The organism is Erythrobacter sp. LQ02-29, from assembly GCF_022576075.2.
Lineage (GTDB): Bacteria > Pseudomonadota > Alphaproteobacteria > Sphingomonadales > Sphingomonadaceae > Alteriqipengyuania.
This window is the reverse complement of record NZ_JANCNT010000002.1, coordinates 1-26499: the sequence shown is the minus strand read 5'-3', so window position 1 is coordinate 26499 and position 26499 is coordinate 1. Positions and strand designations below refer to the sequence as shown.

At 60.2% G+C, this 26499-nt stretch carries 27 protein-coding genes and 2 pseudogenes; 13 read left to right on the top strand and 16 right to left on the bottom strand.

Annotated features, from left to right (window positions below):
- Positions 1–15 precede the first annotated feature (15 nt).
- The 4 genes from MKP08_RS14125 to MKP08_RS14110 are packed head-to-tail and all read left to right on the top strand — an operon-like array spanning position 16 to position 4270.
- On the top strand, positions 16–429 hold the full coding sequence (locus MKP08_RS14125) for a cytochrome c family protein (protein WP_241555625.1): 414 nt from the start codon (positions 16–18) through the stop codon (positions 427–429).
- A complete protein-coding gene (locus tag MKP08_RS14120) occupies positions 422–1447 on the top strand; it encodes a cytochrome c oxidase subunit II (RefSeq protein ID WP_241555624.1) in 1026 nt (341 codons plus the stop codon). The genes MKP08_RS14125 and MKP08_RS14120 overlap by 8 nt, the downstream gene beginning before the upstream one ends.
- The gene (locus MKP08_RS14115) at positions 1444–3984 is read left to right on the top strand and encodes a cbb3-type cytochrome c oxidase subunit I (protein ID WP_241555669.1); all 2541 of its coding nucleotides are present in this window, start codon (positions 1444–1446) and stop codon (positions 3982–3984) included. The genes MKP08_RS14120 and MKP08_RS14115 overlap by 4 nt, the downstream gene beginning before the upstream one ends.
- A 4-nt stretch (positions 3985–3988) precedes the next feature.
- Positions 3989–4270 carry a hypothetical protein gene (locus tag MKP08_RS14110; RefSeq protein ID WP_119082028.1) on the top strand — a complete coding sequence of 94 codons (282 nt, stop codon included), beginning with the start codon at positions 3989–3991 and terminating at the stop codon, positions 4268–4270.
- 88 nt (positions 4271–4358) lie between these two features.
- On the opposite strand, the gene MKP08_RS14105 is transcribed toward MKP08_RS14110, so the two are convergent.
- The 5 genes from MKP08_RS14105 to MKP08_RS14085 form a co-directional block, all read right to left on the bottom strand.
- Positions 4359–5048: a ZIP family metal transporter gene (locus MKP08_RS14105; RefSeq protein WP_119082027.1), complete on the bottom strand. Its 690-nt coding sequence runs from the start codon at positions 5046–5048 to the stop codon at positions 4359–4361.
- Between the two features lie 67 nt (positions 5049–5115).
- On the bottom strand, positions 5116–6069 hold the full coding sequence (locus MKP08_RS14100; RefSeq protein WP_119082026.1) for a cation diffusion facilitator family transporter: 954 nt from the start codon (positions 6067–6069) through the stop codon (positions 5116–5118).
- Positions 6069–6950 carry a hypothetical protein gene (locus MKP08_RS14095; protein WP_241555668.1) on the bottom strand — a complete coding sequence of 294 codons (882 nt, stop codon included), beginning with the start codon at positions 6948–6950 and terminating at the stop codon, positions 6069–6071. The genes MKP08_RS14100 and MKP08_RS14095 overlap by 1 nt, the downstream gene beginning before the upstream one ends.
- Entirely contained in the window at positions 6947–7573 is a 627-nt protein-coding gene (locus MKP08_RS14090) for a cation diffusion facilitator family transporter (protein ID WP_119082024.1), read from the bottom strand. The genes MKP08_RS14095 and MKP08_RS14090 overlap by 4 nt, the downstream gene beginning before the upstream one ends.
- A complete protein-coding gene (locus MKP08_RS14085; protein WP_119082023.1) occupies positions 7570–7950 on the bottom strand; it encodes an STAS/SEC14 domain-containing protein in 381 nt (126 codons plus the stop codon). The genes MKP08_RS14090 and MKP08_RS14085 overlap by 4 nt, the downstream gene beginning before the upstream one ends.
- A 362-nt stretch (positions 7951–8312) precedes the next feature.
- On the opposite strand from MKP08_RS14085, the gene MKP08_RS14080 reads away from it, so the two are divergent.
- From MKP08_RS14080 to MKP08_RS14045, 8 genes and pseudogenes are all read left to right on the top strand, one after another.
- Positions 8313–8648 (top strand): hypothetical protein, encoded by a 336-nt coding sequence (locus MKP08_RS14080; protein WP_241555667.1) that lies wholly within the window; start codon positions 8313–8315, stop codon positions 8646–8648.
- Positions 8649–8709: 61 nt separating this feature from the next.
- Entirely contained in the window at positions 8710–10017 is a 1308-nt protein-coding gene (locus MKP08_RS14075; protein ID WP_241555666.1) for a TolC family protein, read from the top strand.
- A 220-nt stretch (positions 10018–10237) separates the two neighbouring features.
- On the top strand, positions 10238–11392 hold the full coding sequence (locus MKP08_RS14070) for an efflux RND transporter periplasmic adaptor subunit (RefSeq protein ID WP_120326039.1): 1155 nt from the start codon (positions 10238–10240) through the stop codon (positions 11390–11392).
- 3 nt (positions 11393–11395) lie between these two features.
- A complete protein-coding gene (locus MKP08_RS14065) occupies positions 11396–14641 on the top strand; it encodes an efflux RND transporter permease subunit (protein ID WP_241555665.1) in 3246 nt (1081 codons plus the stop codon).
- 12 nt (positions 14642–14653) lie between these two features.
- Complete coding sequence (locus MKP08_RS14060) at positions 14654–14998, top strand: DUF190 domain-containing protein (protein ID WP_241555664.1); 345 nt, start codon at positions 14654–14656, stop codon at positions 14996–14998.
- 788 nt (positions 14999–15786) lie between these two features.
- The gene (locus MKP08_RS14055; protein ID WP_256970101.1) at positions 15787–15960 is read left to right on the top strand and encodes an antitoxin; all 174 of its coding nucleotides are present in this window, start codon (positions 15787–15789) and stop codon (positions 15958–15960) included.
- Positions 15948–16217: a type II toxin-antitoxin system RelE/ParE family toxin gene (locus MKP08_RS14050; RefSeq protein WP_241555662.1), complete on the top strand. Its 270-nt coding sequence runs from the start codon at positions 15948–15950 to the stop codon at positions 16215–16217. The genes MKP08_RS14055 and MKP08_RS14050 overlap by 13 nt, the downstream gene beginning before the upstream one ends.
- Before the next feature lie 348 nt (positions 16218–16565).
- Positions 16566–17069: pseudogene (locus MKP08_RS14045) on the top strand (IS21 family transposase); the annotation flags it as partial.
- A gap of 283 nt (positions 17070–17352) precedes the next feature.
- On the opposite strand, the gene MKP08_RS14040 reads toward MKP08_RS14045, so the two are convergent.
- From MKP08_RS14040 to MKP08_RS13990, 11 genes and pseudogenes are all read right to left on the bottom strand, one after another.
- A complete protein-coding gene (locus tag MKP08_RS14040) occupies positions 17353–17688 on the bottom strand; it encodes a hypothetical protein (RefSeq protein ID WP_241555661.1) in 336 nt (111 codons plus the stop codon).
- A 44-nt stretch (positions 17689–17732) separates the two neighbouring features.
- Positions 17733–18122 carry a type II toxin-antitoxin system VapC family toxin gene (locus MKP08_RS14035; protein ID WP_241555660.1) on the bottom strand — a complete coding sequence of 130 codons (390 nt, stop codon included), beginning with the start codon at positions 18120–18122 and terminating at the stop codon, positions 17733–17735.
- Complete coding sequence (locus MKP08_RS14030; RefSeq protein ID WP_241555659.1) at positions 18119–18367, bottom strand: type II toxin-antitoxin system VapB family antitoxin; 249 nt, start codon at positions 18365–18367, stop codon at positions 18119–18121. Before MKP08_RS14030 ends, MKP08_RS14035 begins: the two co-directional genes overlap by 4 nt.
- Before the next feature lie 575 nt (positions 18368–18942).
- Positions 18943–20754 (bottom strand): type IV secretory system conjugative DNA transfer family protein, encoded by a 1812-nt coding sequence (locus MKP08_RS14025; protein ID WP_241555658.1) that lies wholly within the window; start codon positions 20752–20754, stop codon positions 18943–18945.
- Entirely contained in the window at positions 20729–21730 is a 1002-nt protein-coding gene (gene virB11, locus MKP08_RS14020) for a P-type DNA transfer ATPase VirB11 (RefSeq protein ID WP_256970103.1), read from the bottom strand. Before virB11 ends, MKP08_RS14025 begins: the two co-directional genes overlap by 26 nt.
- A 69-nt stretch (positions 21731–21799) precedes the next feature.
- Positions 21800–22588 (bottom strand): annotated as a pseudogene (locus MKP08_RS14015) (transporter); the annotation flags it as partial.
- Between the two features lie 322 nt (positions 22589–22910).
- Positions 22911–23219, bottom strand: coding sequence for a type IV secretion system protein VirB3 (locus MKP08_RS14010; RefSeq protein ID WP_241555657.1), 309 nt, complete (start codon positions 23217–23219; stop codon positions 22911–22913).
- A 71-nt stretch (positions 23220–23290) separates the two neighbouring features.
- On the bottom strand, positions 23291–23722 hold the full coding sequence (locus MKP08_RS14005; RefSeq protein WP_241555656.1) for a TrbC/VirB2 family protein: 432 nt from the start codon (positions 23720–23722) through the stop codon (positions 23291–23293).
- A 31-nt stretch (positions 23723–23753) separates the two neighbouring features.
- Positions 23754–24044, bottom strand: a complete 291-nt coding sequence (locus MKP08_RS14000) for a TrbC/VirB2 family protein (protein WP_241555655.1) — start codon at positions 24042–24044, stop codon at positions 23754–23756.
- Positions 24037–24702 carry a lytic transglycosylase domain-containing protein gene (locus MKP08_RS13995; RefSeq protein ID WP_255750600.1) on the bottom strand — a complete coding sequence of 222 codons (666 nt, stop codon included), beginning with the start codon at positions 24700–24702 and terminating at the stop codon, positions 24037–24039. Before MKP08_RS13995 ends, MKP08_RS14000 begins: the two co-directional genes overlap by 8 nt.
- Positions 24703–25127: 425 nt before the next feature.
- Positions 25128–25424 carry a hypothetical protein gene (locus MKP08_RS13990; RefSeq protein ID WP_241555653.1) on the bottom strand — a complete coding sequence of 99 codons (297 nt, stop codon included), beginning with the start codon at positions 25422–25424 and terminating at the stop codon, positions 25128–25130.
- Positions 25425–25643: 219 nt separating this feature from the next.
- On the opposite strand from MKP08_RS13990, the gene MKP08_RS13985 reads away from it, so the two are divergent.
- Positions 25644–26327, top strand: coding sequence for an AAA family ATPase (locus tag MKP08_RS13985; protein WP_241555652.1), 684 nt, complete (start codon positions 25644–25646; stop codon positions 26325–26327).
- Positions 26328–26499: the final 172 nt, after the last annotated feature.

Genomic DNA, 26499 nt, shown 5'->3' with positions numbered 1-26499 from the left:
GGCTTTCAAAGCAGCATGAGGATCCCGGCCACATTTTTTCGCGTCGACGCACGACAAATCTTTGGCCTCCTGGCGCTGACGGGTGGAGCTCTTACGCTCACCGCGTGCAAGCAACCGCCGCAATCGCGCTATACCTTCCCTCCTGCGCAGGAACAGCGCGGTCTGGCAGCGATCAGCAGGGTTGGCTGCGGCGCATGCCACACGATTCCCGGCCTTGCCTGGCCACAAGGCCGCACGGGGCCTTCGCTCGAGGGCTTCGACGACGCCGGTCTCATAGCTGGGGCGCTGGCCAACACGCCGGAAAACCTCGCCGCCTTCGTGCGCAACGCGCCAGCGGCGAAGCCTGGATCGACGATGCCGCCAATGCCGCTGAACGAAGCCGAGGCGCGCGACGTGGCGGCGTACCTGTACGGCTTCGACGATGATTGAGGCGCTCTGGGGCTGGCCGCCGCCGGTACTCGATCCGGCCGGACCTTATGCCGAACGGGTGACGGTGCTCGCCTGGGCGCTGCTTGGCATGGGGCTCGTCGTTACGGGCGTCGTGCTTGTTGCGCTCTGGGTGGCGATCAAGGGTCCGCCGCAGATCAAGAGAAAGCTTGGCGGCGAGAGGACCGTCTGGATCGGCGGGATTGCTTTTCCCGGGCTTGTGCTGACCGGGCTGCTGGTCTGGGGGCTAACGCTAACTGCTGCACTCACCGAAGACATCACCGGAGACGAGATGCGTATCCGGGTGACGGGCGAAATGTGGTGGTTTCGGGTCGACTATCTCGATTCCGCCGGCAATGTGATGTTGCGCGATGCGAACGAAATCCATCTGCCGGTGGGGCGTCCGGTCGTGTTCGAACTCAAGAGCGCGGACGTGATTCACAGCTTCTGGGTTCCGCACCTTTCGGGCAAGAAGGACATGATTCCAGGCCGCACCAACCTGCTGCGTGTCCAGGCTGACAAGCCAGGGCGATACGGCGGAGTGTGCGCGGAGTATTGCGGTGCGGCCCATGCACTGATGGGTTTTGTCACCGTGACGCATGAACCGGCCGAATGGTCCGCCTGGCTTGCGGCGCGCCGGGCGGGCGGGACGGCACCCACGCTGCCGGAGCCGGCGGCGGTGATCGACGGCGAGAACCAGCCCGGCCTGCGCCCTGTACGCTCGCCAGTCGGGCGCAGTAACGCGACCGCGGCTGGGCGGCAAGTTTTCATGGATAGCGGCTGTGCGGCGTGTCACCGCGTCCAAGGAACCGAGGCAAATGGCCTCGCCGGACCGGATCTGACGCATGTCGGCAGCCGATTAACTCTGGGCGCTGGGATTTTGCCTAACAATCGCGGAACGCTGATCGGCTGGATCGGCGACAGCCAGTCGATCAAGCCCGGAAACCGAATGCCGAGCTACCCCACGCTTTCGGCCGAAGAACTGGGCGCGATCGCGATCTGGCTGGAAACGCAGAAATGAAGTCGGAAACAGGCTTCGACCACCATCTGTACCGGCTGTTCCCCACGCACCGTCCGCGGCCCGAAGGCGAGGTGGAGGAACTCGAGCGAATCTGGGCCAATCCGAAGGGATGGGGCCTGCTGACGGTCGTCAACAACAATTATATTGGCTTTTTCTACGTCGCGACCGCGTTCCTGTTCTTCCTGCTGGCGGGCGTGCTTGCCCTGGGAATGCGCGTGCAGCTCGCCGCACCGTTGCAGAGCTTCCTGGCGCCGGAAACCTACAATCAGTTCTTCACCATGCATGGCACGGTGATGATGTTCCTCTTTGCCGTGCCGATGGTCGAGGCGTTGGGGGTAATGCTGTTGCCACAAATGCTGGCAGCGCGGGATCTGCCGTTCCCGCGTCTGTCGGCCTATGCCTTCTGGGCATATCTGGTGGGCGGACTGTGTTTCTTCGCTTCGCTTTTCGTAGGGCTCGCCCCCAGCGGCGGGTGGTTCATGTATCCGCCGCTGACGTCGATCGCATACAGCCCCGGCATCAACACCGATTTCTGGTTGCTCGGCATAGGGTTCATCGAGATTTCGGCGATCGCCGGCGCGATCGAGATCATCGTCGGCGTGCTACGCACCCGTGCGCCGGGCATGACGCTCGATCGGATGCCGATGTTCGCGTGGGCCATGCTGGTATTCGCGGTGATGATCGTAGTCGCCTTTCCGAGCGTGATTCTGGGCACCTTGCTGCTCGAACTGGAACGCGCCTTCAACTGGCCATTCTTCGATCCCACCCGCGGCGGCGATCCACTCTTGTGGCAGCACCTGTTCTGGTTTTTCGGTCATCCCGAAGTCTACATCATCTTCCTGCCCGCCGCGGGGCTGATGAGCATGATGGTGGCGACCGTGGCGCACACCGAGCTGGTGGGATACCGGCTCAACGTGCTGGCGCTCGTGGCGACGGGGTTCATCAGCTTCGGGGTGTGGGCGCACCACATGTTCGCCACGGGAATGCCGCGCGTTTCGACCGGCTATTTCAGTGCGGCAAGCATGGCGGTCTCGCTCCCGGCGGGCATTCAGGTCTTCTGCTGGATAGCCACACTCGCTTCGGGCAGGATCCGTTGGTCCACCCCGGCCCTTTTCGTCGTCGGATCGATCGTTATCTTCGTCATGGGCGGCCTGACCGGGGTGATGGTAGGCATGGTGCCGTTCGACTGGCAAGCGCACGACACCTACTTCATCGTCGCACACCTGCACTACGTGCTGCTAGGCGGTATGGTCTTTCCGATGTTCGCGGCGTTCTACTACTGGAACGGCATGACATCGAGGAACCCGCTGTCCGAGCGGCTGGGTAAGTGGGTATTCTGGCTCATGTTCACCGGACTGCACATCACATTCCTGCCGATGCACCTGACCGGCTTCATGGGTATGCCGCGACGCGTCTATACCTATCTGCCCGAACGCGGTCTCGATATGCTCAACCTGACCTCGACCGTAGGCGCATTCGTCATCGCCCTCGGCGTGCTGCTGTTCCTGCTCGATCTGCTGCGCAACTTCCGCTTCACCACCGATCACGATGCCGGCAACGTCTACGACGCAGGGACGCTCGAATGGCTGCCCACGGGCATGTACTCCACCCGCTCGATTCCCCTGGTACGGAGCCGCGAGCCGCTGTGGGATGATCCCGGCATCTGCGACGACGTGAAGGTGGGGCGGTACTTCCTGCCCAACAGTGCCACCGGACTACGCGAGACGATCATTACCTCGCCGGTCAATGCCGAACCGCAATATCTTCAACTCATGCCGGGACCTTCGCCCTGGCCGGTGGGAGCGGCTGTCTTCACTGCCGGCTTCTTTCTCTCGCTGACTGTGCAGGCCTATGGCTTCGCCGTGTTCAGCGGCGTGATCGCAGTGGGATGCGTCTTGCGCTGGTTATGGGAGACCGACCGCCCAATTGCACAGAAGATGGCCGACATCGGGGCTGGAATTACCGTGCCGATCGCCATCACAGGGCCGTCCAGCCACGGCTGGTGGGCCCTGAACGTCCTGATGATTGTCATGGGCATGATCGGCTTCATGGGCCTGTTCAGCTATCTCTATCTGTACGGCATTCATCCCGAGGTCTGGATCGGGGCTCCGCCACTGGGCCAGACAGCCGGGATCGCGGCGCTCGAATTGTTCGCTGCGGCCGCAGCGTGGGGAGGGCGGCGACTGCTTGCGGCCCGCACTCCGGGATCGTTCGCGGGCCAGCTACCCTGGATGACGGAGGCATTCTCCGCCGCGCTGCTCCTCGCTGCGCTGGGCTGGGATGCAGCCGGTTGGCAGAGCGAGGCTCTGGCGCCTGCCGCCACCGGGCAGGGGGCGACCGTTTTCGCTCTGCTTGCCTTTGCAGGCTGCGTTGCCGCGATCGGCGTGCTCATGGCGGCCTATCTGGGATACCGCAGCGGGCGCGGACTGCTGACAACCCCCGCGAACACAACGATGGAGGTGGTTTCGCGCTACCTGTTCTTCGCCGCACTCATGGCGTTGGTCTTCACCCTCGCCCTGCGCCTGTTCCCGGGCTGACGCGATGGCGGCCGACTTTCACAATGATCACGACTGGTGGACCGCGACGGCCGCACTGGCTGTCTGGGCGGCGCATTTCGGACTTGCCTGGTCGGTAAGCTCGGTGCTGCCAGGCGATCCGGTGGTGTTGTGGATCACGCTTGCGCTGACGCTCGCTGCATTCGCTGCGCTCGCGGCCTTGTGGCGCTGGAAGCGTATACGGTCGATCGTTTCCGTTGCCGGACTCGGTATCGCCCTTGCCGGGGTCGCCGTGCTGTGGGATTTTCTGCCCGTGCTGATGGCGTGATAGACATCATTCTTGGTCAGGGACTTAGGCCCGACAGATCGATCGAAATCGAGATTGATATCGGGCGGCCACGACCCGAAGATCTCTGCTATCCGGCCAGACCTTCTTCGAGCATCAGCAACGCGAGGAATCCGACGAAGAACATCGAGGTGACGATGGGTCCTTCGGGTGCCTCATGCGCCTCGACCAGGAGTTCTTCGGTAACCAGGTAGAGCAACGCAACCAGGCCGAACGCGAACAAACCCGCCAGCATGGGCGCGGGCAGAGCGGACGCAGCCGTCCCGAACAGCGCTCCAATGGGCAGGAGCAAGCCCACGGCCGCCATCGTCCCCAGCATTTTGGCGCGCGACCAACTTCGTTGCTGGAGCTCGAGAGCGAGCGCGACACCAATGAACATGACTTCCAGGGATAGCGCGATCGTAAGCAACAGACCCGTTTGCAGCGCAGCGACAAAACCAATCCCCAGCACGAGCCCATCGATGAACAGGTCGACACCGATCAAAACGGTCAGACCAACCGGCCCTTGGTAATTCTCGCCGACTCTCCTGATCAGCAACATGAGCCCAACGCCGACCAGGCCGCCAGCCAATACCGCGACAGGGGACTGGGCATGCTTGAGGTCGGGAAGGATTTCGCCGGCCGCAGCAGCAAATACGACCCCTGCCGCAAGATGCTGCACGCCCGCCGTGAACGCGGCTCCCGGTTTGCGCAGGATCGCAAAGGCGGCGCCCAAGATTATCGCGGCAAGAGGGATCAGCGTATAGGCAAGAACTGACATCCCGATCACCTAAACTCCTGGATCGCAGCGCTTGAACGCCCCGACAAATCACCCTTGCGGCAAACCGCTAATGTCCTTCACCGTGTGAATGCATGCCAGGAGACGGGTGTTCAGGAATTAGCGCTCGCTCGCACTCGCTTTCCTGACAGGGTTCCAGCGTTGCGTGATGGATATGAAAATCGATTGCGAGATGCTCCTTCACACGGTTCTTCAACGTTTCAAACAGCTTCAGAGTATCGGCCTCGAGAACGACATGCGCTTCAAGCGCGCGTGCATGCTCACCCAGATTCCAGACGTGAACATGATGAACGCTGAGAATGCCGTCCTGATCCTCCAACGCCTTGACGATGCGCTCGAATTCGATCTCGTCTGGCACCGCGCCCATCAGCAGCCGCACAGTCCTCGGCATCAGCGTGACGCCCTGCCAGATGACGTATCCGGCGATAATCAGTGTGATGACCAGATCGGCGACATAAAGGTCGTAGAGCAAGATCAGGATGCCCGCGACGATCACTCCGACCGACGCCAGTGCATCGGAGACGTTGTGCAAGAATGCCGCTTTCATGTTGATGCTGTCATGCGAGCCGCGATAGACGATGAATGCTGTGACCAGGTCGATCACCAGAGCGATGCCGGCCACTCCGATGACCGTCCAGCCCTCGATAGGCTGCGGATCGGCGAAACGGTTGATCGCCTCGACGATCAGGTAGAAGCCAATGATCAAGAGCGTCGTCAGATTTATGAGCGCGGCGACAACCTCGCCCTGCGCGTATCCGAAGGTCATGAGCTTGTCAGCCGGCCTGCGCCCGATCCGGCGGGCGAACCAGGCAAGCCCGAGCGAGGCTGCATCGCTGAAATTGTGCAACGCATCGGCAATGAGCGCCAGCGAACCCGATACAATTCCGCCGACGATCTGCGCGACGGTCAGCAGCATGTTGATCGCTACCGCAAAAATCAGCTGACGATCGCTAAGGTTCTCTTCGCCGTGATTATGCCCGGCGTGGCCGTGAGCTTTTCCCATTATCTTTTTGCCCCGCTTGCCTGTTCGGCGCCCAACGCGCCTGTGGATTGCTCTTTAGGATGCTCCAAACCCGTCTGGGGGATTTTAAATTCCTTGAAAGCTGTCGCGAGCGCCGCAGTGAAAAGCGCGAAGGTTGCGAACCCAACAATAAAAGCGAGGAGCGACTTTCTGTGGTTTTCAGACTTTTCGTCATCGTGCTCGAGCAAGGTCTTGGCCGATGCCGCAAGGAGAAACCCTGCAAGGAAAATCAGGGTCCAAGCCTGGTCAATTGCGTTCCATCCGTGCAAACTCCAGAACACGAGGAGCGCGACGCTAATGAACACCAATGCGAACAGAACCAATATCGCAACCCCGTCCATGCGTCTCAGATCTAGTAGATGATATCCAGCGAAAGTTCGACGAGCCCCAGAAATATTGACCAGAATCAATGCTGTGGCCACCATAATCGCGGAAGTCGCGGAGGCAGCTGCGGCCGCTCCAAGCACAAGACCGTATCTCATAAGATCAATAATCGCGGCCGCACTGATGGTCCCACCCGATGCTTTTCTGACGTCCCCCGGAACCTTGCAGCTTTTGACCCAGCGATCTTCGATGTAGCGGGAAAGTATGCCGAGCAGCACATAAGCCGCACTGCCGAACAAGAGGAGCAGAGAAACAAGCCAAGGGCGGGAATCCGCCTGCGCAGATGGCATTACCCCAACTGCAACAAGGGCAAAGAGGACGCCCGCCGCGGCGGGCGCAGTTAGGTCGTTCTGGTTCGGTTGATATCGGCTATACTCGGCCCAAACCATCCCAGCGATCAACCCCACACTCGCGAACATCGCCAGAAGCAAGACGTGTGAGAGGTCTTGCGAAGAAAATAGCGATTCGATGAGCGTCAATCTTTGTCCTCGTCGTGAACGGTTCCGCGCTCCTCGTGAGTATCCTGGTGGGCGTCGCGCAAGATATCGATACCGCCATACAGCGCGATACCTGCAACCGCGATGCCGACGACCAGATCGGGCCAATTGGCACCGGTCACCATCACTACGATCCCGGCAACGATGATCCCGCCGTTGGAGACGAAGTCGTTGAAACTGAAAGTCGTCGCTGCACGCAAATTGACGTCCTTGCCTTTCAACTTCTTCAGGAGATAGAGGCACCAGAGATTGATTACGCCGGCCAAGAGCGCCATCCCCATCATCATGAGGCCGCCCGGCTCGGATCCCTCGATAAACCGGCGTATGGCATCAGCGATCACACCGCCGGCGAAAACCAGCAGCATGATGCCAGAAAAGCGTGCGGCCCCGCGCTTCCACTTCTGCGATCGGGTCAAGGCCAGGAGACTAAGCCCGTACACTATGGCGTCGGACGAGTTGTCGAGTCCGTTGGCAATGAGCGCGTTAGAGTCGCCAAGATAACCCGTCACAAAGAAGCCAACCGCAATGGCCACGTTTAGCCAGAGCACGATCCAAAGCGTGCGCCGCTTGTCCGGCGAGCCCAGGTTGAAATCGGCGCCGCTCACGACTTTCGACCCCGGCTTTTGTTGCGCGCCCAAGCTTCAGCCTCGTGCATATCCGCCAGCTCGAAAAACTCCATCTCTCCGAACGGGAAGAGCGAAGCGATGAGATTAGTTCCCCATTTTTCCCACTCCTTCAGGCCGACGATTGCCATTCTCCCAAAGGCGTCATGGTGCCTTGCGTCAAACTTCAGGTCGCGCAACAGACCGCCGACATCCCAACCGGAAAAGTCGGACGCAAGCTCGATGATCATGGGGATCCTACCCGGTTTGCGTCCGGACACGCTTTCGAAGACGGGGACGAAGCGATCAAAGTCCGAGCCCGCAAGTGTTCCGCTTGCCCGTATCCGGACCAGGCCATCGTCTTCGGCTATCTCAAGCATCTTGCTCTCCCGGCTCCGACCTCCGAAGCACCTGCTCTCTCTTAGTCATAGCAGCCGAGCCCTTCCGGACGAAAAATAGAATCGGCGCGCCCATCAGGCGGCGATAGCGAGGGTACTCCGTCATACCGATCAGAAGACTCTTTGCAAGACGACATAGCGGTCTACGGGTACGATAGTTGGCGCCTATTATTGCTTACCTTTCCGAAGGGAATGAGTACAGAGCTGATGGGACTATAAATGTGTGAAAGCAAAAGCCGTATGTGACCGTATATCATACAAGCCGCTGCGGTTCGCAGACAATGATTTGAACACAAATACAGTTTTCTCTTCCCTTGCGCATTCCGCAAGGCTAGGGGGTCCCAATGAAGAGGTTGCTCTCTATCATTGTCAGCCTTTTGCTCGCCTTCGGATTGTCGGCGGGTGCGATGGCGCATGTCGCTGAGCCGGGCCAAAATTCGAGCACGGCGGTCTCGATTGATTGTTGCGAAGGCCTTTCAAAGCAGAAGGACGATGGCCAGTCCGATCCCTCCAAGGCGTCAAACAATTTGCACGGGTGCCACGGTCATCAGATCGGAATTCCGATGATGGCCAATGCAGAATCGGAGCCTGTAGCTGCGTCGAAGCCCGTTCCGGTGCGAAACAGCGTGAGCCTTTCGCTGGCCGCCTGCTCTGATATCCTCAGACCACCAATGGCCTGACAACTGATAGCTCGCCCGGTCCTGTGCGGGCGTATTTCGGTTTGTCGGGAGTTCTTGATACATGCATGCCAATTTTGCGGCCGTTGTGGCTGCGGCGCTCGTGGCTGCGTCGGCCACATCCGTCGCGGCCCAGGTGGATGATCAGCCGATTGTCGGCCCCCCAGCGCCCTTTGTTCCGCCCTCGGTTCGCACAGAACCTTTGCCCCCCGTCCTTACGCTTGCCCAGGCGCTCGAGGAAGCTGAGGCGCGGTCCCCGGCGGTGGTTGCCGCTCGCGCTGAGGTCGAAGCCGCTCGCGGACGACTGCAACAGGCCGGGCTTCGATTCAATCCTAGCCTGAATGTCGATGTCGAAAACTTTGCAGGCACTGGCCCCTATTCGGGATTCAACGGGACGGAAACCACGGTTTCCGTGAATCAGAGGCTCGATCTCGGCGGAAGACGGCGGGCGCGCATGACGCTCGCCGAAGCCCAACTCGCTGTCCAGGAGTACCGCTTCGCGATTACGCGCGCCGATCTCGGTTTGCAGGTTCGCCATCTCTTTGCCTTGGGCGTAGCTGCGCGTGACAACTTGGCCCTTGCCCGCGAGAATGAGGCAAGGGCACGCGAAGTCTCGCGTGTCGCACGCGCACTTGTCGACGCGGGAAAAGAGCCGCCGCTGCGCGGCTTGCGAGCCAACGCAGCGCTCGCACAAGCAACGGCGGCGCTACGCGCCGCAGAGGCGGAGGAGGAGGCCGCCCGCCGTTCACTTGCAGCGCTTTTCGGAACGGATATACCGCCGGCCGAACTCGTCGGGAGCGATCTCCTCCCTCCGCCTCCCATCGTTAGCGCCTCACAAACACTCGACGTGCGCCTCGCCGAAGCCGAGCGCGCAATCGCCGACGCTCAATTGCGCCAAGCTCGCGCCGAAGGCCGTCTCGATCCGTCTGTCGGCGTCGGCGTGCGGCAGCTTCGCGAAACGGGCGATCGCGCGTTGGTCGCGAGCTTGTCTGTGCCTCTTCCGTTGTTCGATCGCAATCAAGGTAATGTCGCGGCCGCCCGGTCGGACATTCAAGCGGCCGAAGCGCGGCGAAATAGCGTTTTGACCAACACGCAAGCGGCGATTGCAAATGCGCGAGCCGCGCTCGATGCCGCTGATGCCCGCGTCGCGGCTTTGGCAGGCAGCGCCATCAACCAGGCACGCGAAGCCTTGCGACTTGCCGAACTCTCGTACCGGGCCGGCAAGTCCTCGCTGATTGAGCTCCTTGATGCACAACAGGCGTATTCCGAAACGCAGGCTGAGCTCATCGCCGCACGCCGCGCCAGAGCGGAAGCGCAGGCGACCCTGGAACGTCAGGCCGCCGCTGTGGGAGATATGGAGGCAGCGCAATGATCTCTTTCTTCGTGATCGATATTGAGCACACCCCATTGTCTGCGGCTTGCGGGCCAATGACTTGCTTGACCGCACGCAGTCCTGGGCTCGGTTGCAGTTCGCAGCACGCGCAAGGAAACTTTCTCGGTGGAGCTCTTTCGCCGCTTCACATTCTTGCCCTCGCGGCTTCCGGCGCTGGAACTCCTCGCGCGGCCAGGCCCCTGATTTCCGGAGATGTTCAATGATCCAACCCAATAGGCGAATCCTGGGCGGAGCGGGTGCGGTGTTGCTCGTCGCCGCCGGAGCTGTCGCGGTATCGCAATGTACCGCAGACCCTGTCGTTGAAACCGGCAATGAGGAACAGGCCGAGGAAGCGGTCGCTCCTATGGACACTCTTGCGATGACGCCGGACGCGATCCGGGCGGCTAATATTGCTGTGGAGACGGTTCAGTCGGGCGGCCTCGGTTCGGAGGTTCTTGCTCAGGCTACGGTGACCGCTTCGCCGACCGGCGAGGCAATTGTCACGGCCTTGGCCAGTGGGGCTGTGACCCGCGTGTACAAGCGGCTCGGTGATCCGGTCCGCGCTGGCGAGGCGCTCGCCATCGTCCGAAGCCGGGACGCGGCCCAGATCGCAGCCGCGAAGACCGCCGCAGAGGCGCAGGCGGTTCTTGCTCAGCGCAATCTCGCTCGCGAACGGCAACTTTACCAACAGCAGGTATCGGCTCGCGTGGATTATGAGCGGGCGCAAGCCGAAGCTGCTGTCGCGGCCGCCGAGGCCCAGCGCGCGCGGCTTGCGGCCAGGGCAGCCAATGTCACGGGCGATGGCAGCGGCTCAGTCGTTGCCAGTCCCATATCCGGTCGGGTGACCAGCGAAAACGTCAGTCTTGGCGCATATGTCCAACCCGAAACCGAGTTGTTCCGAGTGGCGGACCCGTCGAAGGTGCAAATCGAAGCTGCGGTCGGGCCAACGGATGCGCAGCGGCTCGTTCCGGGCGACCGGGCGGTCGTGGAGTTACCCGATGGACGAACAATCGAGGCACGCGTCCGCGCGATTACGCCCGGTCTTGCCGGGGAAACGCGTTCGGCAACGGCCGTGCTCGACGTTCCGGGAAGCCTCCAGCCAGGGCTGCCGGTGCGGGTCCGCTTGCTGCCGAGCCGCGGCGAGGTGTCGGACGCGATCGTAATTCCCGAGGAGGCGCTTCAGACGCTGGAGGGCCGCGATGTCGTCTTTGTGCGAACCGAGGACGGATTTCGCGCGAACAATGTCACGGTTGCCAGGCGCAGCGCCGGACGCGTGGAAATCGCTTCGGGGCTGAAGACGGGTCAGATGATCGCCACCACGAATGCGTTCCTGCTGAAAGCCGAGCTCGGCAAGGGCGCAGGCGAGGAGGAATAGCTCATGATTGCTCGACTTATCGCACTGTCCGTCCGCGCCCGCTGGATGGTCCTGTTCCTCTTTCTTGCAATCGCTGGCCTCGGCATCTGGCAGCTGACCAAGTTGCCGATCGATGCAGTGCCAGACATCACCAGCAACCAGGTGCAGATCAACACTGTCGATCCGCGTCTGTCGCCGGTCGAAATCGAAAAACTGGTTACCTATCCGGTCGAAATCTCGCTCGCTGGCATTCCAGGACTAGAGACGACGCGCTCGATTTCGCGCAACGGATTTAGCCAGGTTACAGCGATATTCTCGGAATCCACCGACCTTTACTTCGCACGACAGCAGGTCGGAGAGCGGCTAAGACAGGTGACCGAGGACCTCCCCGAAGGTGTGCAGCCGCAAATCGGACCCGTGACAACGGGCCTGGGCGAAGTGGTCATGTACACCGTCGGCTATACCAATCCGGACGGGAAGGGCGCGAAGAAGGTCGCCGGGCAACCTGGCTGGCAACCCGACGGAAGCTATCTCACGCCCGAAGGCGACCTGCTCACCGACGAGGTCGCCAAAGCCGGCTATCTGCGCACCGTGCAGGACTGGATCATCGGACCCCAGCTGAAGGCAGTGCCGGGCGTTGCGGGCGTCGACTCGATCGGTGGCTACGCCAAGACGTTCGTTGTCGAACCCGATCCGACCAAATTAACCAATTTCGGCATCTCCTACAGCGAACTAGGGGAGGCTCTGGAAAAGGCCAATCTTGCCGTAGGTGCCAATTACTACAATCGCGGCGGCGAAGCTTATCTTGTTCGCGTCGATGCGCGCGCACGTTCCGTCGACGAAATCAGGAACGCCGTTGCAGCCACGCGAGGCGGCGTTCCGATCACGATCGGTCAGATCGCCAACGTCAAGATCGGCGGCGATCTCCGCACCGGCGCGGGAAGTCTGAACGGTAAGGAGGCGGTGATCGGCACCGTGCTCATGCTTATCAACGAAAACAGTCGGATCGTTGCCGAGGACGTTTCGGCGAGGATCGATCAGGTATCGAAGACGTTGCCGCCGGGCGTAGAAGCCAAAATCGTTCTCGACCGCGCCGAGCTGGTCAGCGCCACCGTGGGAACCGTCGAACGCAATCTCACCGAAGGCGCCCTGCTCGTGGCGGCGTCGCTGTTCCTGCTGCTGGGAAACTGGCGCGCGGCGATCATCGCCGCTCTGGTCATTCCGTTCTCGTTCCTTATGATGGCGATGGGAATGAATTCATTCGGCGTGCCGGGCAACCTCATGAGCCTTGGCGCACTGGACTTCGGCCTCATCGTCGACGGCGCCGTAATCATTATCGAGAACTGTCTCGCGCGACTGGCGCATCGGCAGGAACATGAAGGTCGGCTGCTCTCGCTTCGAGAACGGCTTGAGGAGACAATGCACGCCTCGCAAGAGATGATCAAACCGACGGTATTCGGTCAGGCGATCATCCTTCTTTCCTTCGCGCCGCTCCTCATGTTCACAGGCGTCGAGGGCAAGACCTTCTCGCCCATGGCAATCACCATCATGCTGGCACTCGTCTCCGCATTTATCCTTGCGATCACACTTGTGCCTGCGCTGGTAGCGATCGTCATTCGCGGACGTGTCGCCGAGAAGGAGGTGTGGCTGATCCGCAAGAGCAAGGATCGGTATCTGCCTCTTCTCGACAAGGCGCTTGCACGGCCACTCCCGTTCATCGCCGGGGGCGTCGCTTTCTTTCTGGCGGCCGTTCCGGTCTTCGGGCTGCTTGGGTCGGAGTTCATACCGCAACTCGACGAAAAGAACTTGGCGGTTGCCTCCACCCGGGTGCCTTCGGTCAGTCTCGAACAATCGCTGGCGATGCAACTCAAGGTCGAGGAAGCGGTCGCTAAGTTGCCGGAAGTGGAACTGATGTTCTCAAAAACGGGGACGGCCGAAGTCGCAACCGACCCGATGCCGCCGAACGTCTCCGATGGTTTTGTTATTCTGAAGCCAGAGGACGAGTGGCCGGATGGCGTCCATACCAAAGGCGATGTAGTTGAACGCATCGAAAAGGCGGCCGGCGCTCAGCTCGGTCAGCTTTATGAAGTCAGTCAGCCGATCGAGCTTCGCTTCAACGAACTGATTTCGGGTGTCCGCGGCGATGTAGCGATCAAACTCTATGGGGACGACCTCGACAAAATGTCGCAGACGGCAAACGAAATGGTGCGGGTGCTGCAGACTATCCCGGGAGCAAGCAGCGTAAAGGCCGATCAGGTCGGCGGTGCGCCCGTGCTCGATGTAAAACTCGATCGCGCAATGATCGCTCGCTACGGCCTGACAGTCCAGGAAGTGGCCGATACTGTAGCCGCAGCTCTCGGAGGGCGCGAATCCGGCCTCCTTTACGAGGGCGATCGGCGCTACGACATCACTGTACGCGTGCCTGACGCAACGCGGGTCAATCTCGATGACATCCGCTCACTTCCTGTGCTTTTGCCTGAAGAATCCGGCGAACTGCGGAAGCAGGTTCCTTTGGCACAGGTGGCGCAGATAAGTCTCACGGAAGGCCTCAACGAAATCAGACGCGAGAACGGCAAGCGCCGTGTCGTCGTGCAGTTGAATCTGGAAGGGCGCGACGCAGGTTCGTTTGTCCAGGAAGCGCAGGCAAAGATTGCTCAGGTAAAGCTGCCTGCTGGATATTATCTGGAATGGGGCGGACAGTTCGAGAGCCTGCAAGCCGCGACATCACGACTTTCAATCGTGGTCCCGCTTGCCTTTGTCGCCATCTTCGTGCTGCTTTTCGTGGCCCTTGGATCGGCCGGACGAGCAACTGCGGTCTTCCTGACCTTGCCGCTGGGCTTGGCCGGCGGGATTTTCACCCTCGCCCTGACCGGTATCAACTTCTCCGTCTCGGCAGCGGTCGGGCTAATTGTGCTGGCCGGTGTTTCGGTTCTTAACGGTCTGGTGGTGATGACCGCTATTCGAGAACGTCAGGAGCACGGGATGCCTTTGATCGAGGCGATCCGGGAAGGCATGGCCGAGAAGATGCGTGCAGTCATCATGACCGGTTTTGTTCCGGCGATCGGCTTCATTCCGATGGCGATCGCTACAGGGACCGGGGCTGAAGTTCAGAAGCCGCTCGCTGTCACGGTCATCGGCGGGTTGATCGCTGCAACCGTCCTCACCCTTCTGGTGTTGCCGTCGATTGCGAAGGTTGTGCTCGGAGCAATCGAAAACCGCCAGCGCAGGAAGGACGAGAATGCCTCGCCCGTTGCACCAGAAACGGCGTGAAGGAGGAAAATCATGCCTGAAACGACAAAGTTGCTGCGTATCTACACCGACGAAGGCGCTTACCTGGGCGACCGCAAGGTACTGGAGGTGATTGCATCGCGCGCGCGCGATGCGGGATTGGCGGGCATCACCGTTCTGGATGCCAGGCTGGGTTTCGGCAGATCGGCGCATATCCATCGGCGTCACGTTTTTGAAAGCGATCGCGCAGTCGTCATCGAGATCGTCGAGAAAGAGCAGAGGCTCCGGACTTTTGTCGATGGCCTCGCAGACATCCCGGACATTGGCTTAATTACCCTCGAAAAGGTAGAAGTCATTGGCGGCAGGGGCCAGAAAACGATTGCGGAAGAGCGCGAATGACAGATGCTCTCGCGTTTCGGGCAAAAGATGCCGAACGCAAGACTGCGCGGGCAACATCACGTCGCCTGCCGCAACGAGACCTCCCCTTCGCCTCGCTGGCGGAGGGGAGGACCACCGCTTCCGAACTGTTCGCCTTGTCGCGCACCGCGGCTCCGATCCATCCGAACAGGCATTGCAGACACCTCCTTTACTATGGGTGGTTTCTTCTAATCGGCCCCCGCGCGCGTTTCGGTCCTTCAAGCACTTTGCTGGCCATCGCGTGACCGAGAAGGGCCACGCCGTGGGCGCTTGCCCCCTGTGGCGCCCACGGCGACCAGTTCGTGTCGCAGCCTCAATCGGAGCCCCAGATGATCGATAGGCCGACGAGCGCAATCCTTGGCCTCCTGGCCGCCTTGGCCAGCTCGGGTTGTTCGGCTTCGCCAGAAGACCGGGACCACATCCCCGGCTCCGATCCCGATGCCATCGGACGCCATGTTTATACTTGCAGCGACGGGAAGGCCTATTCCGTCGATGTTTTCGAGGGCGGCCAAATGATTGACCTGTCGCAGCCAAACGACCAGCCCGTGCGGCTCGCGGCTTTTTCGCTTGAACCGACCTATGTCGGAGCCGGGATCACCGCCCGCGTTACGGGACCGAAAATGTCTATTGAGCGCTCCGACCGGCCAGCGCTTCAATGCCACAGGAGGTAGTTGATGACGCTTCTCCTCTCCTCACATCCTGCCAGCACCGGCGCCATAAGTTGAACGGGCATCTCGCCTTGCAAGGCGAGAGGTGCTATGTTTGATTGCATGAACGCTGAACGCACCCTCTACGAAGATCCCGATGCGCTCGAATTGTCGCGCAAACGTGCGTTGGCCGATATTGCGGCAGGGCGAGTGGTGCCAAATGCGGCAGTGACAGACTGGCTCAAGACCTGGGGCACAGCCGACGAAGCGCCCATGCCGCCTGAATGGCTCAAGTAGTCTGGACGCGCGAGGCGCTTTCGGACCTCGCCGCAATTCGCTCTTATATCGGACAGTTCAACCCGGAAGCAGCGGCCCGCTTCGCTGAGCGGCTGGTGGAAGCTGCCGAAAGCCTTGCCGATTTTCCCGACAAAGGCCGGAGCATCGGCCAAGGTTTGCGGCAATGGTCGCTTATTCGACCCTATCTCATCCGCTATTTGGTCGATGGAGTGCACGTCTACATCATCGACATAGTTCATGGTGCGCAGGAAGAATAGGCACTTTCGCTTTCGTAATCGATCAGGCCTGCGATGTTCCCAAATTGTTCCCTTTGGCGTACAGACGCGATGGCTGCCAACTACCATCGCCCGAAACCGGTCGACCCGATTTGGTATCGCCAGAGCTGTTACCTCAACATCCTGTGCGTGTGCACGGCGCTGACAAAACCAGCCACTGGAACGCCTGCATTTTGCTGAGCGAGGCGGTGTAAAAACCGGCCATTGGTTAGGCTGCTGCTTTTTGGGGGGCGGCCGGGGATGTATGCCGTGAAAGTCTACGCAGCGGTGCGGCGGTTTGTATTCATCGAGGGGAAGAGCCAGCGGGAAGCGGCGCGGGTGTTCGGGCTCAAGGGCAACGATAAAGGCAAAGTCGAAGGGTTGGTGAAGCATGCCCGCGCCAAGTTCATGACGCCGATCGCGCAGGCGGCGAGCTTCGACGACTTCAATGCCGAACTCCTCGAGCGTTGTTGTGCCCGCCAGGGCGAGCGGGCTGGATGGCACGCCGCGACCATTGGCGAACGGCTGCTGGCGGACCTGACGGCGCTGCGAGTCTTGCCGGCCGGGACGTTCGAGCCATGCGAGACGCGCAGCGCCGGCGTATCGTCGAGCGCGCTCGTGCGCTACCGGACGAACGATTACTCGGTCCCGACCCGCTATGGCTTCCAGGACGTCGTGGTGAAGGGCTTCGTCGATACAGTGGTGATCCTTTGCGGCGACAGCGAGATCGCGAGACATCCGCGCAGCTATGGCACGGGCGAGTTCGTCGCCGATCCGCTGCATTACCTGGCGCTGATCGAGACCAAGCCGGGCGCGCTCGACCAGGCCGCGGCATTGCAGGACTGGGCTTTGCCGGCATATATGCTAGAACACGAGGCGGCCGAGCTGTTCCGTGAAAATTATCCTGAACACGGACCGCAGCCAAGAGCGATGGAAGCGCTCGCCACCATCAAGAAACGCCTGGGATCATATGAGCCCACCCAGCTCCGAGAGCTTAGCCAATTTTATCGCGAGAAAATAGAATCCGGCGACCCTTCGCGCATCAGGCGTCAGAAGCGCTCAAATTGGTCGAGAGCGAGCTATCCCGGCGCAGCGCTACCAAGGAGCACGGCCCCACGCAGACAGTCGTCAGAGACGCTTAGCTGTCTCGCTCGCTTCCGTTGATGTTCGCTCGCCCGCGGCGAACGGAGGCGGCGGCGTTAATGACTGTGACGGCGTCCGGGGAAGAGTCTTCGACAGCATCGACAAAGCCGAATATTTCCACTCGCCCGCCCATGTTGTAGATGCACCCCGCGACGGTGCCATGAATGATCGCACGGGTCCGGGGCTCGATTGTCAGGTCCCCGCCGATCGTGCCGTGGAGAACCAGCTTGGTCCCGCTGTGCAGCGTCGCGCCAATGGTGACGAGGCCATAGAGGGCCAGATCTTCCTTGATCGCTAACGGGCCTGCGATATTCTCATGTACGGCCCGCATTCCGGTCGCCTCCATAACTATAGACGTTGGCGCGGGCGCAGGAGTTATGCGGCGGCCTCGATATCTGTCAGGGAAAAATCATTGCCTTTGAACAGCAGCGGCTCGCCAGTCGCTTTGGCGAGCGCATAGGAAAAGCAGTCGCCGAAGTTCAGCCCCGCCTTGTGACGGCCCTTCCCGAAATCGAGAAAGGCTTGCCGCGCCAGCTCGCCATGATCGAGCGTCACCGGCTCAATCGTGATGCCGGCGCGCCGGAAGAAGGCTTCGGTCTGGCGCATCCCTTGGGGGCCGAGCTGGCTTTCAATGACCATCGACAATTCAACATGGTTTGCCACGCTGATGCGGCAGGTATCAGCATCGTGAATGCGCCGCGCGAAAGCCTCCGCCTCGGGTTCCCGATAGAGGATCGCAACCAGGGCCGACGTATCGAGGATCATTTCGGCAGGCCGCTTTCGTCATAGAGCAATTCAGCATGGTCAACATAGGGGCGCTTCACATGCGCGGCGGCCCGATCGGCGATCGCCAGCAGCTCCTGCACGTTCGCCTTGCCCCTGCGGCGCTCAATCCTGGCGAAGCGCTCGCGCAGGGCGTCGGTCACCACGCGGGTCATGCTCTGGCCCGTCGCCTGAGCAATAGCCTGGGCGAGCCGATGGGCTTCGGGGTCTTTGACATTGAGGCTCATGAGGAGCGCCTTTCTAGAAAGAACTCCTCCTTTCTACCATACTGCACCTTGAAGCGGAAGAGCATATGATAAGAGACACTTCTCACATGTTGTACGGGGTGAGAATCCCATCGCGCGCCAGAAAGGAGGGGAGGTCCCCACCCCTATTAGTTTTCCGGCGATGCCCGCACCATCAATCGTAGAATTAGCACATTAGGGTTGTGCTTGTTGTATTTTGCGCCTTGGCTTTCGCGTCTAGCGGTCCCTGTCGCCATCGCGCGGGCGCGCGGCTTCCTGTTCTTGCGGACGTTCGCGGCCCTGTGGCCTGGGAACCATCCCCTCCCTTTCAGCGCGACCCATTGCCTTGCTCGCTTCCTTCATAAAGTTTGCGGCACCGGTCCGATCGCCGGGAAACTTCTGTGCGGCGGCCTGTTCGAGCTGCTGCCGAATAATCTCACTTCCGCTTTTGCCACGGCCCGCATCGCGGCCCTGCCCCGCATTCACCCCTGCACCCTTTGCAGCATCCCTTGAGCTGTCAGCCCCTTCCGCTGGACTTTGGCCACGCCTTCCAGCGCCATTGTTCGCGTTGCTACCAATCACCATTTTTCTTTTCCTTCCGGGACTTCATAAAGGTTGGCCAAGATCCAGCTTTGCAATTCCGCGCCCCCGTTCGGAACCTCATCGGGATCGAACGGCAATCCGGCGGCTGACGGCGGCGCTGGTGCCGCTACGTGTGTGTCCACACCGGGAGCTGGCCGCCGCAATTGCAATGCTGGAGGCGGAATCCCGGACAGCTCTTCCAGCTTGGGAATCTCGTAGAACCGGAGCTTGTCGGCCTCGATCGCCGGCGTAGCGGCGCGCAAGATGAGCAGTTTATTCTCGCTCATATCGGTAATTTCGCGAGCGTTGCGCAATGAACGCCGCTGGTCCGAAACGGTTATCGTGCCCTGAAATGCGTCCCAAGGCTTCCGGCTTTTTGCCCGAGCCTTGAACGTATAGGTGCCGATGCGCGATTCCAGCTCGCGGGCAATGGCATCCTCTTTCACGCCGAAAATGACTTCCACGCCGCAATTGGTGATAATCTCTCTGGCGACATGCTCGCCATAAATATCCTTGAGCTGCGAGCGAGATTGAATGACCGGCATGAGCCGAAGGCCATAGCCGGCGACGAATGAGAACGCCTGGGCCATCATCTTGGCCGATCCGAGCCGAGCAAATTCGTCCATCAACAACAGCACCTGATAGGGATGCTGTTTCTTGTTCGGCAGTTCGGCAACATTGCGGTCGATGACCTGTTGCAGCACCAGATTGTAGAGAGGCATCACCCGTTCGATGTTCTCCGGCGAGGCGCACAGATAGATCGACGTTTTGAAGCTGCGAAGCTGGCCGAGGTCGAAATCGCTTTCGGACGTGGCGCGGTCAACATCGGCCGAGAGCCAGAGATTGATACGCGACGTGAGTGTCTGCCGAATGCTCGAATGGGTGTTATCCGAGCTGGAAATATAGTCAGCCAATGCGTTGACGCATGGCCCCGACAAAGGCGGAATAGCTTTCGCCGTCCCCGCAACGATCTTGGAGAACCACACTTTGCCATTCGCGCGCGTGGCCTGGCGATAAACCTCCCCGATCGTGAAGGGGAGATAGCCCCCCGGCCCTTCCTCGTCATGATGCGCAGCGACATAGGCGCCGAGTCCGATAAAGGCTGATCGCGCACTATCCATCCAGAAGGTATCGGCGTTTTTCGGCTCCGGGTAGAGCATCGTCCCGATCTTTTGCAGCTCGTTAATGACGCTCTCGCCATCGGAGCGGTCAATATGCGCTAGCGGGTTGAAGCGAGCCGAACGAGGATCGAGCGGGTCGAACATGAAAACGGTCTGTTCGAGCCCTGCCCGATAGCCCGCCGTCAGCTTCCAGTTCTCGCGCTTAATGTCGAGAATTACCGCCGAATCCCTCCATTGGAGAAGGTTCGGAACGACGATGCCCACGCCTTTACCGGCGCGCGTTGGAGCCTCGACAAGAACATGCTCCGATCCGCCCAGCTTCAATATCTTGCCCTTGTAGGCCGCGAGCAGCAGGCCCTCCGGAGCAAGAAGGCCCGCCTTCTTAATATCCGTCATCGTCGCCCAGTGGGCATCGCCATGCAGCTTCACCGGCTTGCGGAGAATCAGAACCGCCAGCAGCGCGGCAATGACGGCCGAGCCGCCCGCGCCGATCAAGAAGCCTTTTCGCACCGCATCGAAATGCCAATTGGTGATGACAAATGAAGGGATGCCGAGGGGGTTAATGTCCGGATCAAAGGCCCCCGCTGCGATAACAGCGCCGAGGCCAGCAATGAGCAGCCACAGCGGGAGGCCCACGCAGATCGCAAGCCAAAGCCAAGGGCTACTCGCTTTCGACCGCAGGGCCATACCAAACCTCCGTTATCATGAATTGGCCATCCTGTTTTTTGCACTGGACGACCACATCAACGAGCAGCTTGAGCAGCGAGCGAATATCATCGCGGGCAAGATCAGAACCGCCCTCGCTTTCCTTCACCAGCAGGGTCAATTGCTCGAAAGCGAGCGCGGCGCTGTCAGCATGAACCGTGGTGATCGACCCCGGATGGCCTGAATTAACATTGCGCAAATAATAGAAGGCCGTGCCATCGCGCAGCTCTTGCAGCAGAATCCGGTCGGGCCGCATCCGCAAGCTCGCTTCCAGCAGCTCCTTAGCCGACAGCGCCGCCTTGCCCTGCCCGCCCTTCGAATAGAGCATGTGGACGACATTGCGGTGCGGCGCGTTCAATTCGCGCGTGTCTTCGATCGTCAGCAACCGTTCTTCTATCGGAATATGCGCGATGAGCGCCTTCGAGAGTGTGGTTTTGCCCGAGCCGGTCGCACCGCTGATGAGAATATTCTTGCGCGCCACCACAGCGAGTTTGAGAAATTCGGCCCATTCCCCCGCTTGATACAGTTTCAGCAGCTCTTTCTCCGCGTCCGATACCTGTTCGCCTGGCTTGGTTACGGATGCGAACAATCCGCCTTTTTCGAGATCGTCCATCGAAAAATCGACCACCGAAGGCTTGCGGATCGTCAGCGAATAACAGCCCGCTTCGACAGCGGGCGGCGCTACCACCTGGACGCGCTCGCCGCCCGGCAGCATGGCCGAAACGAGCGGTCGGCTCGCATCGAGCTTCTGATTGGTCGAATTGGCGATCAATCGGCCGAGATTGGTCAGCCCCGTATCGGTCAGGTCCGGCACATCATGCCACGCCCATCCGGCCTTGCTTTCGACCGCGACTTCCCCCGGCTTATTGACCACAAGTTCGGTTATCCCGTCCGCCGCCAGCAGGCCGGCAATAGGCTTGAGGTGCGCGTGAAGAAGTCGCGGATCCGCCTTCCCCACCGGATAGGTATGGAACGGCGCCAGAGCCGCGAAATTGCGCGACGTAATAAGCGCTGGACGCGGGCGCAGGTTGTAATTGGCTGGCAGTTGCGACCAATAGGCCGCTTCGAGCGCCAAATCTTCGCGCGCGGCCACCATCCCGCCTTCGCTCATAATCGCGCGCGCCACGCTCAAATTTTCATTCAGCCGCTTTACGTCAGCGCCAAAAACCATGAGCTGCATCGAATGCTCGCCCAGGACAAATTCGTTCGATTGGAGACTGTCCTGCGCTGCCGCCAGCTCGTCCGTCTGACTGATCGCCACATCATCGGTCGAAACGAGTTGCGCCATTTTCTTGCGCGCCTGTTCGGCGGCGGCAGGCTTTGCGAGGAAGCCAAACGACTGCGAAAGAATGCACTCGAAATCACCGCCGAGAAGGCCGTTCAACATGCCCGGAAAGGTTACGGCTGCATGTTCACGCACGCCGAGGATGCCGGCAAATCGTGAGCCGCCCGCTTCGCGCAGCTCGATAACCTCGCTGCCGAAAATGATCCGGTCAGAAAACAGCGCCCCCGAAAGGTGCCCGCGAACGAGCGGAAGCGCACGATCGCGCCCCGTCAGAACCTTGTTCAGGAACTCCAAAACTTCGGAGAACTGCAAGCCGTCGCGCTCATAAAGCGACAATAGGCGCGGCTCGCCAGCGCCTAGCAGCTTAGCCAGGTCGCGCAGCGTTCCGTTGAAATCGTCTATCCGGTCCGAAAGATCGCCATCGTCTTCGCGCTGTTTGGAAAACAGCGCGGTCAGCCGATCGCTCGCCTTACCGGCACTACCGACCGCGCGGCGCTGGACCACCGCAAGATACAGCTCATTGCTATACATGCGCTTGCCAGCAAGCGATTCCCGATAGGCATCGTTCAGCTCACGCTCGAACCCTTCGGGAAACTCGCCGCCTGGATATTCGCTGCGGGCGCGGCGGACCATGTAGGAATGAACCGCAAGTCGCTCATTGCCGACCGAGCGAAGCGCAATGTTGAGCTTGTTATGCCAGTCGTTGACCTCCCAAATATCCATCGTCTGGAAGGAGCGCCCTTCAAGGCGCATCACCGCAACCAACTCGCCGCGATCGCAGAGAATCACATTCTCCGTGACATGCCCCTTGAAGGGCAGCAATTTGCGCGGATTGGCGTCGCGTTGGGCTTCCTTAACTTTCGGGAACATTGGCAAAGCCCTTTCGCTTCAACAGTGGTGAGGCCAGCGGCCCGTAGCTTGACCCTTTCCAAATGCGACCATTCGCCGGCAGGCCCTTGGTCCGCATCCACAGCGACAGCACCCGGAACTGGTTGTAATCTTGCTTGGCGACGAGGCGCGCGGCGAAGAACAGGCCACCGCCAAGGCCAAGGCCGTAAAGCGGGTTTCCGGTCGCCAAGAGCCCGAAGATCCCGATCAGGATGATATAAACCGCGCCTTCGAGCGGAACGCCCCAAAGCATCGCGGGCCGCGTCAGCGCCAAGAACAGCGTATCATCGACTAGCGGTTCGTCTTCCGGCCTCATTTGCGCCCTTCCCTATTCCGCGTCATCGCTCAAAACCCCGCCAGCTCGGCAATTGCGCTTGCCGAGAACACCAGAATGAGCCCGGCGAGGATCGGGATTAAAATCTGGAAAGACCCGCGCCCGGTCATGTATGAATAGCCCGCCAGAACGAGCACCAAGGGGAAGGCAGCGGCGGCCACCCCAACCAGTCCCGCGCGGAAGACCGATGCAACCGCTGTTGCATCGCCGCCCGTAATCGCGCTGACTATCGCTCCGTAGGCACTAAGGCAGGCGATGGCGCAAATGCCCGTCACGGCCATTTGGCTGGCCCCGCGACCGGCCCAAAACATGAGGCCGACGACGATGATCGCCAGCGTCACGAAGACGGTCATTCCGCCAAGAAGATAATCTTTGATCGCGTTCGCAACCGCCGCCGCGTCATTCGCGAAGGCCGGTGCAGGGAGCGCGGCCAGCAGTGCCACGCCCCCCAACCCAAGCAGCGGAGGAAACCGCTTAGGCAATGATTTGGTCCACGATCCACGCGCTCGAAAAGACGAGCACGATACCGATAAGGACACTCCAAATCATCGTTGAGCCGCGCCCGAACGCAATGAGGAAGCCGCAGAAGATCAGCGCAATAATAGCAATTGCGCGGGCGATGCCCCCTGTCAGGAGGTCGACAAGCCCGTTCAACAGATTTTCGACGTTCGAGAGCCCGCCGCCCGTCGCGGCCGCGAAAGCCGGCGAGGTGGCAAACGATGCAATCAGCGCGGCGACTACGCCGCGCGCAACAAACTTATTCATACGAAATTTCCTTCCCTACTTGATTGGCGTCCGCATATTTCCGCTCCCACGCGGCTTTCCCGAACACATCCCATGCGGGAGGGCGCGCGGGCACTTCTTCGACTTGGGGAGCGCTCGCCAGCGCGATTGCCTCGCTGGCTTCCAAGGGAGCGTTGTCCCCCTGGATGAGAACGGGAGCGGTCGGCGCGAGCGTCAAAGCCCCCTGCCCGCCATTGCGCATGACCTTGGCAACATATCCGTTGCGCAGGCCGCGCGTGAAACTGCCCGTGTTATAAGCTGAAAGGGCCGCGTGCAGCGGCCGCTCAATGCCGGTGCTGACAGCCCGGCGATAATTGTCGGTCAGGATATAAGCGCCCGCTCGCAAATTGGTGCACGGATCGAATACCTGTTCCACGCTGAGCTTGAGCCAAGACAGATTGGCGCTGTTTATCTGCGCCAGCCCCATATCGATGTTCCGGCCACGCGCGATCAGATCACGCGCCACCCGTATCGCTTCATCCTGGGAGCTAGGTTGTCTGACGCCTGCCGCGCCATTCACGCCTATCGCCCACGGATTACCTTCGCTCTCCGTCTGGACGATAGCCGCCATGGTATCAGGCGATACTTGGGGGGCGCACTGCGCGAGTAACGCCGCCAAGGAAACGGATGCTATAATCACGAAGGCCCCCTAAGTGAAACATGATAGAAATCACGTTACACCTTCGAGAGTCAGGGCGCAACCAGCAATGCGATTGCCCGGTTCGACCCAAATGCTTGCTACGTCTGAAAAGCTATGAAGGGCACGCCTTACAGCGCCGAGCATCGTCGGATATGTTCGGGCCTTCGGCGCGTCCGCACATGCCAGAATATAAAGGGTTTCTGCGATTTTTACCGTAAGCGTCCAGGCTCCGTTTTCGCACGGAACGATCTCCAATCGAGCCTTCCCCTGCACCTTCGCCAAGCGCGAGTGCAACGCATTAGCTTTCAGCAATTGGATACCCACGGCGTAATCCCTTCGACCCGGAGACGTGAATTACCACCGGAATCACATGGGGGGGTAGGCCGTCAACCTTTAGCAGTCAAACGCGGCGGCAGTTTGCCGCTCTAAATAACCGTTTGAGCGTGCCTGCCTTCGACTGGAATTATTTGAATGGAGCCACCGTAATCGAGACTTTCGAGGACTGTTGAAAGGCAAGTTCCAAGCCGCTTAAACAGCCTTACTCGCATCCGATCATACAGGGCCAAGCTCATTTCCTGCCCATCGGTCCAATCGCCAATCACGTTGATGAACCAAGAGCCGTTGTCATGTTGCACAATCCGCGCAAAGATAACTTTGCCGCCCTCGTCCAGCGCTTTTTCAACGTCGCGCCCCAACAATCCTGATCGCTGATACTTTGCCATGGTTCAGCTATACCGCTGAGGCCATCCGATCAACATTCATCGAGCGAACAGCGCTCGCAGCGCTTGCCTCCGCAATATTACACCAGCCTACACCAGCCTACACCATTACATTGCAGTGCAGGCCGGTGCAGTATGCGCAGCAGCGGGCTTGCGCATAGCGCCGCATGGCGCTATGCAATGCCCTTGGCAACAATGCTATGCTACGCTGCGGAGGATGGAATGCCGGTAATCGTGATGATGAACCCGAAGGGCGGGACAGGCAAAACGACAAGCGCGCTTCTGCTCGCGCAAGCTCTGTCGAAGCATAGCCAGGTCGCAATCGTCGATTGCGACCGCAACGAAAATATCCTGCGCTGGCAGGATAACCGCAAATCGCTCGATCGGCCGATGCCGTTTGCCGTTCTATCGGCTCCGGCAGATGACGCAGAAAAGGTCATGGACATCATAATCGAGGCCGAGGACGGCCACGATTATGTCATCGTGGACCTTGAAGGCGTCAAAACCCAAACGGCCACTTTTGCGCTCGGGCGAGCGCATTTCGTGCTCGTCCCCATAAAACCATCCTCCATGGAAATCTCGCTTGCCGGCGTTGCGGTCCAACACATCAAAGGCACGTCGAAAGTCTTTCAGCGCGAAATCCCGTTCGCAATTCTCCTGAACCGCACCAACGCTGCGTTCGCGACACATCGCGAGCGCGAATTGAGAAGCCAACTGGATGAGGCAGGCGTGCCGATGGTGCCAGTCACGATCATGCAACGCGAAGCCTACGCCAATATGTTCGAGGACGGAGAAATGATCGAGGAAATGGACTTAAACGATACCCCGCGAACGAAAGCCTTGGATAACCGGGACGCCTACGCAGACGCGGTAATCGCTATGATCCAGCAGATTGAAGGGAAATAAGTCATGGGACGAAACGCGTTTATGGATGACAGGCCGGACCGTGAGACGATCCGTAAAGCCGCGCAGGAAGGCGCAGAAAGTCGCGGGTTCGGTGCGCCGCGCGAAGTGCCCGATAATGTCGAGCGCGCTAGGATGACGATCGACGGGCCGAAGGAAATTATCGAGGAATACA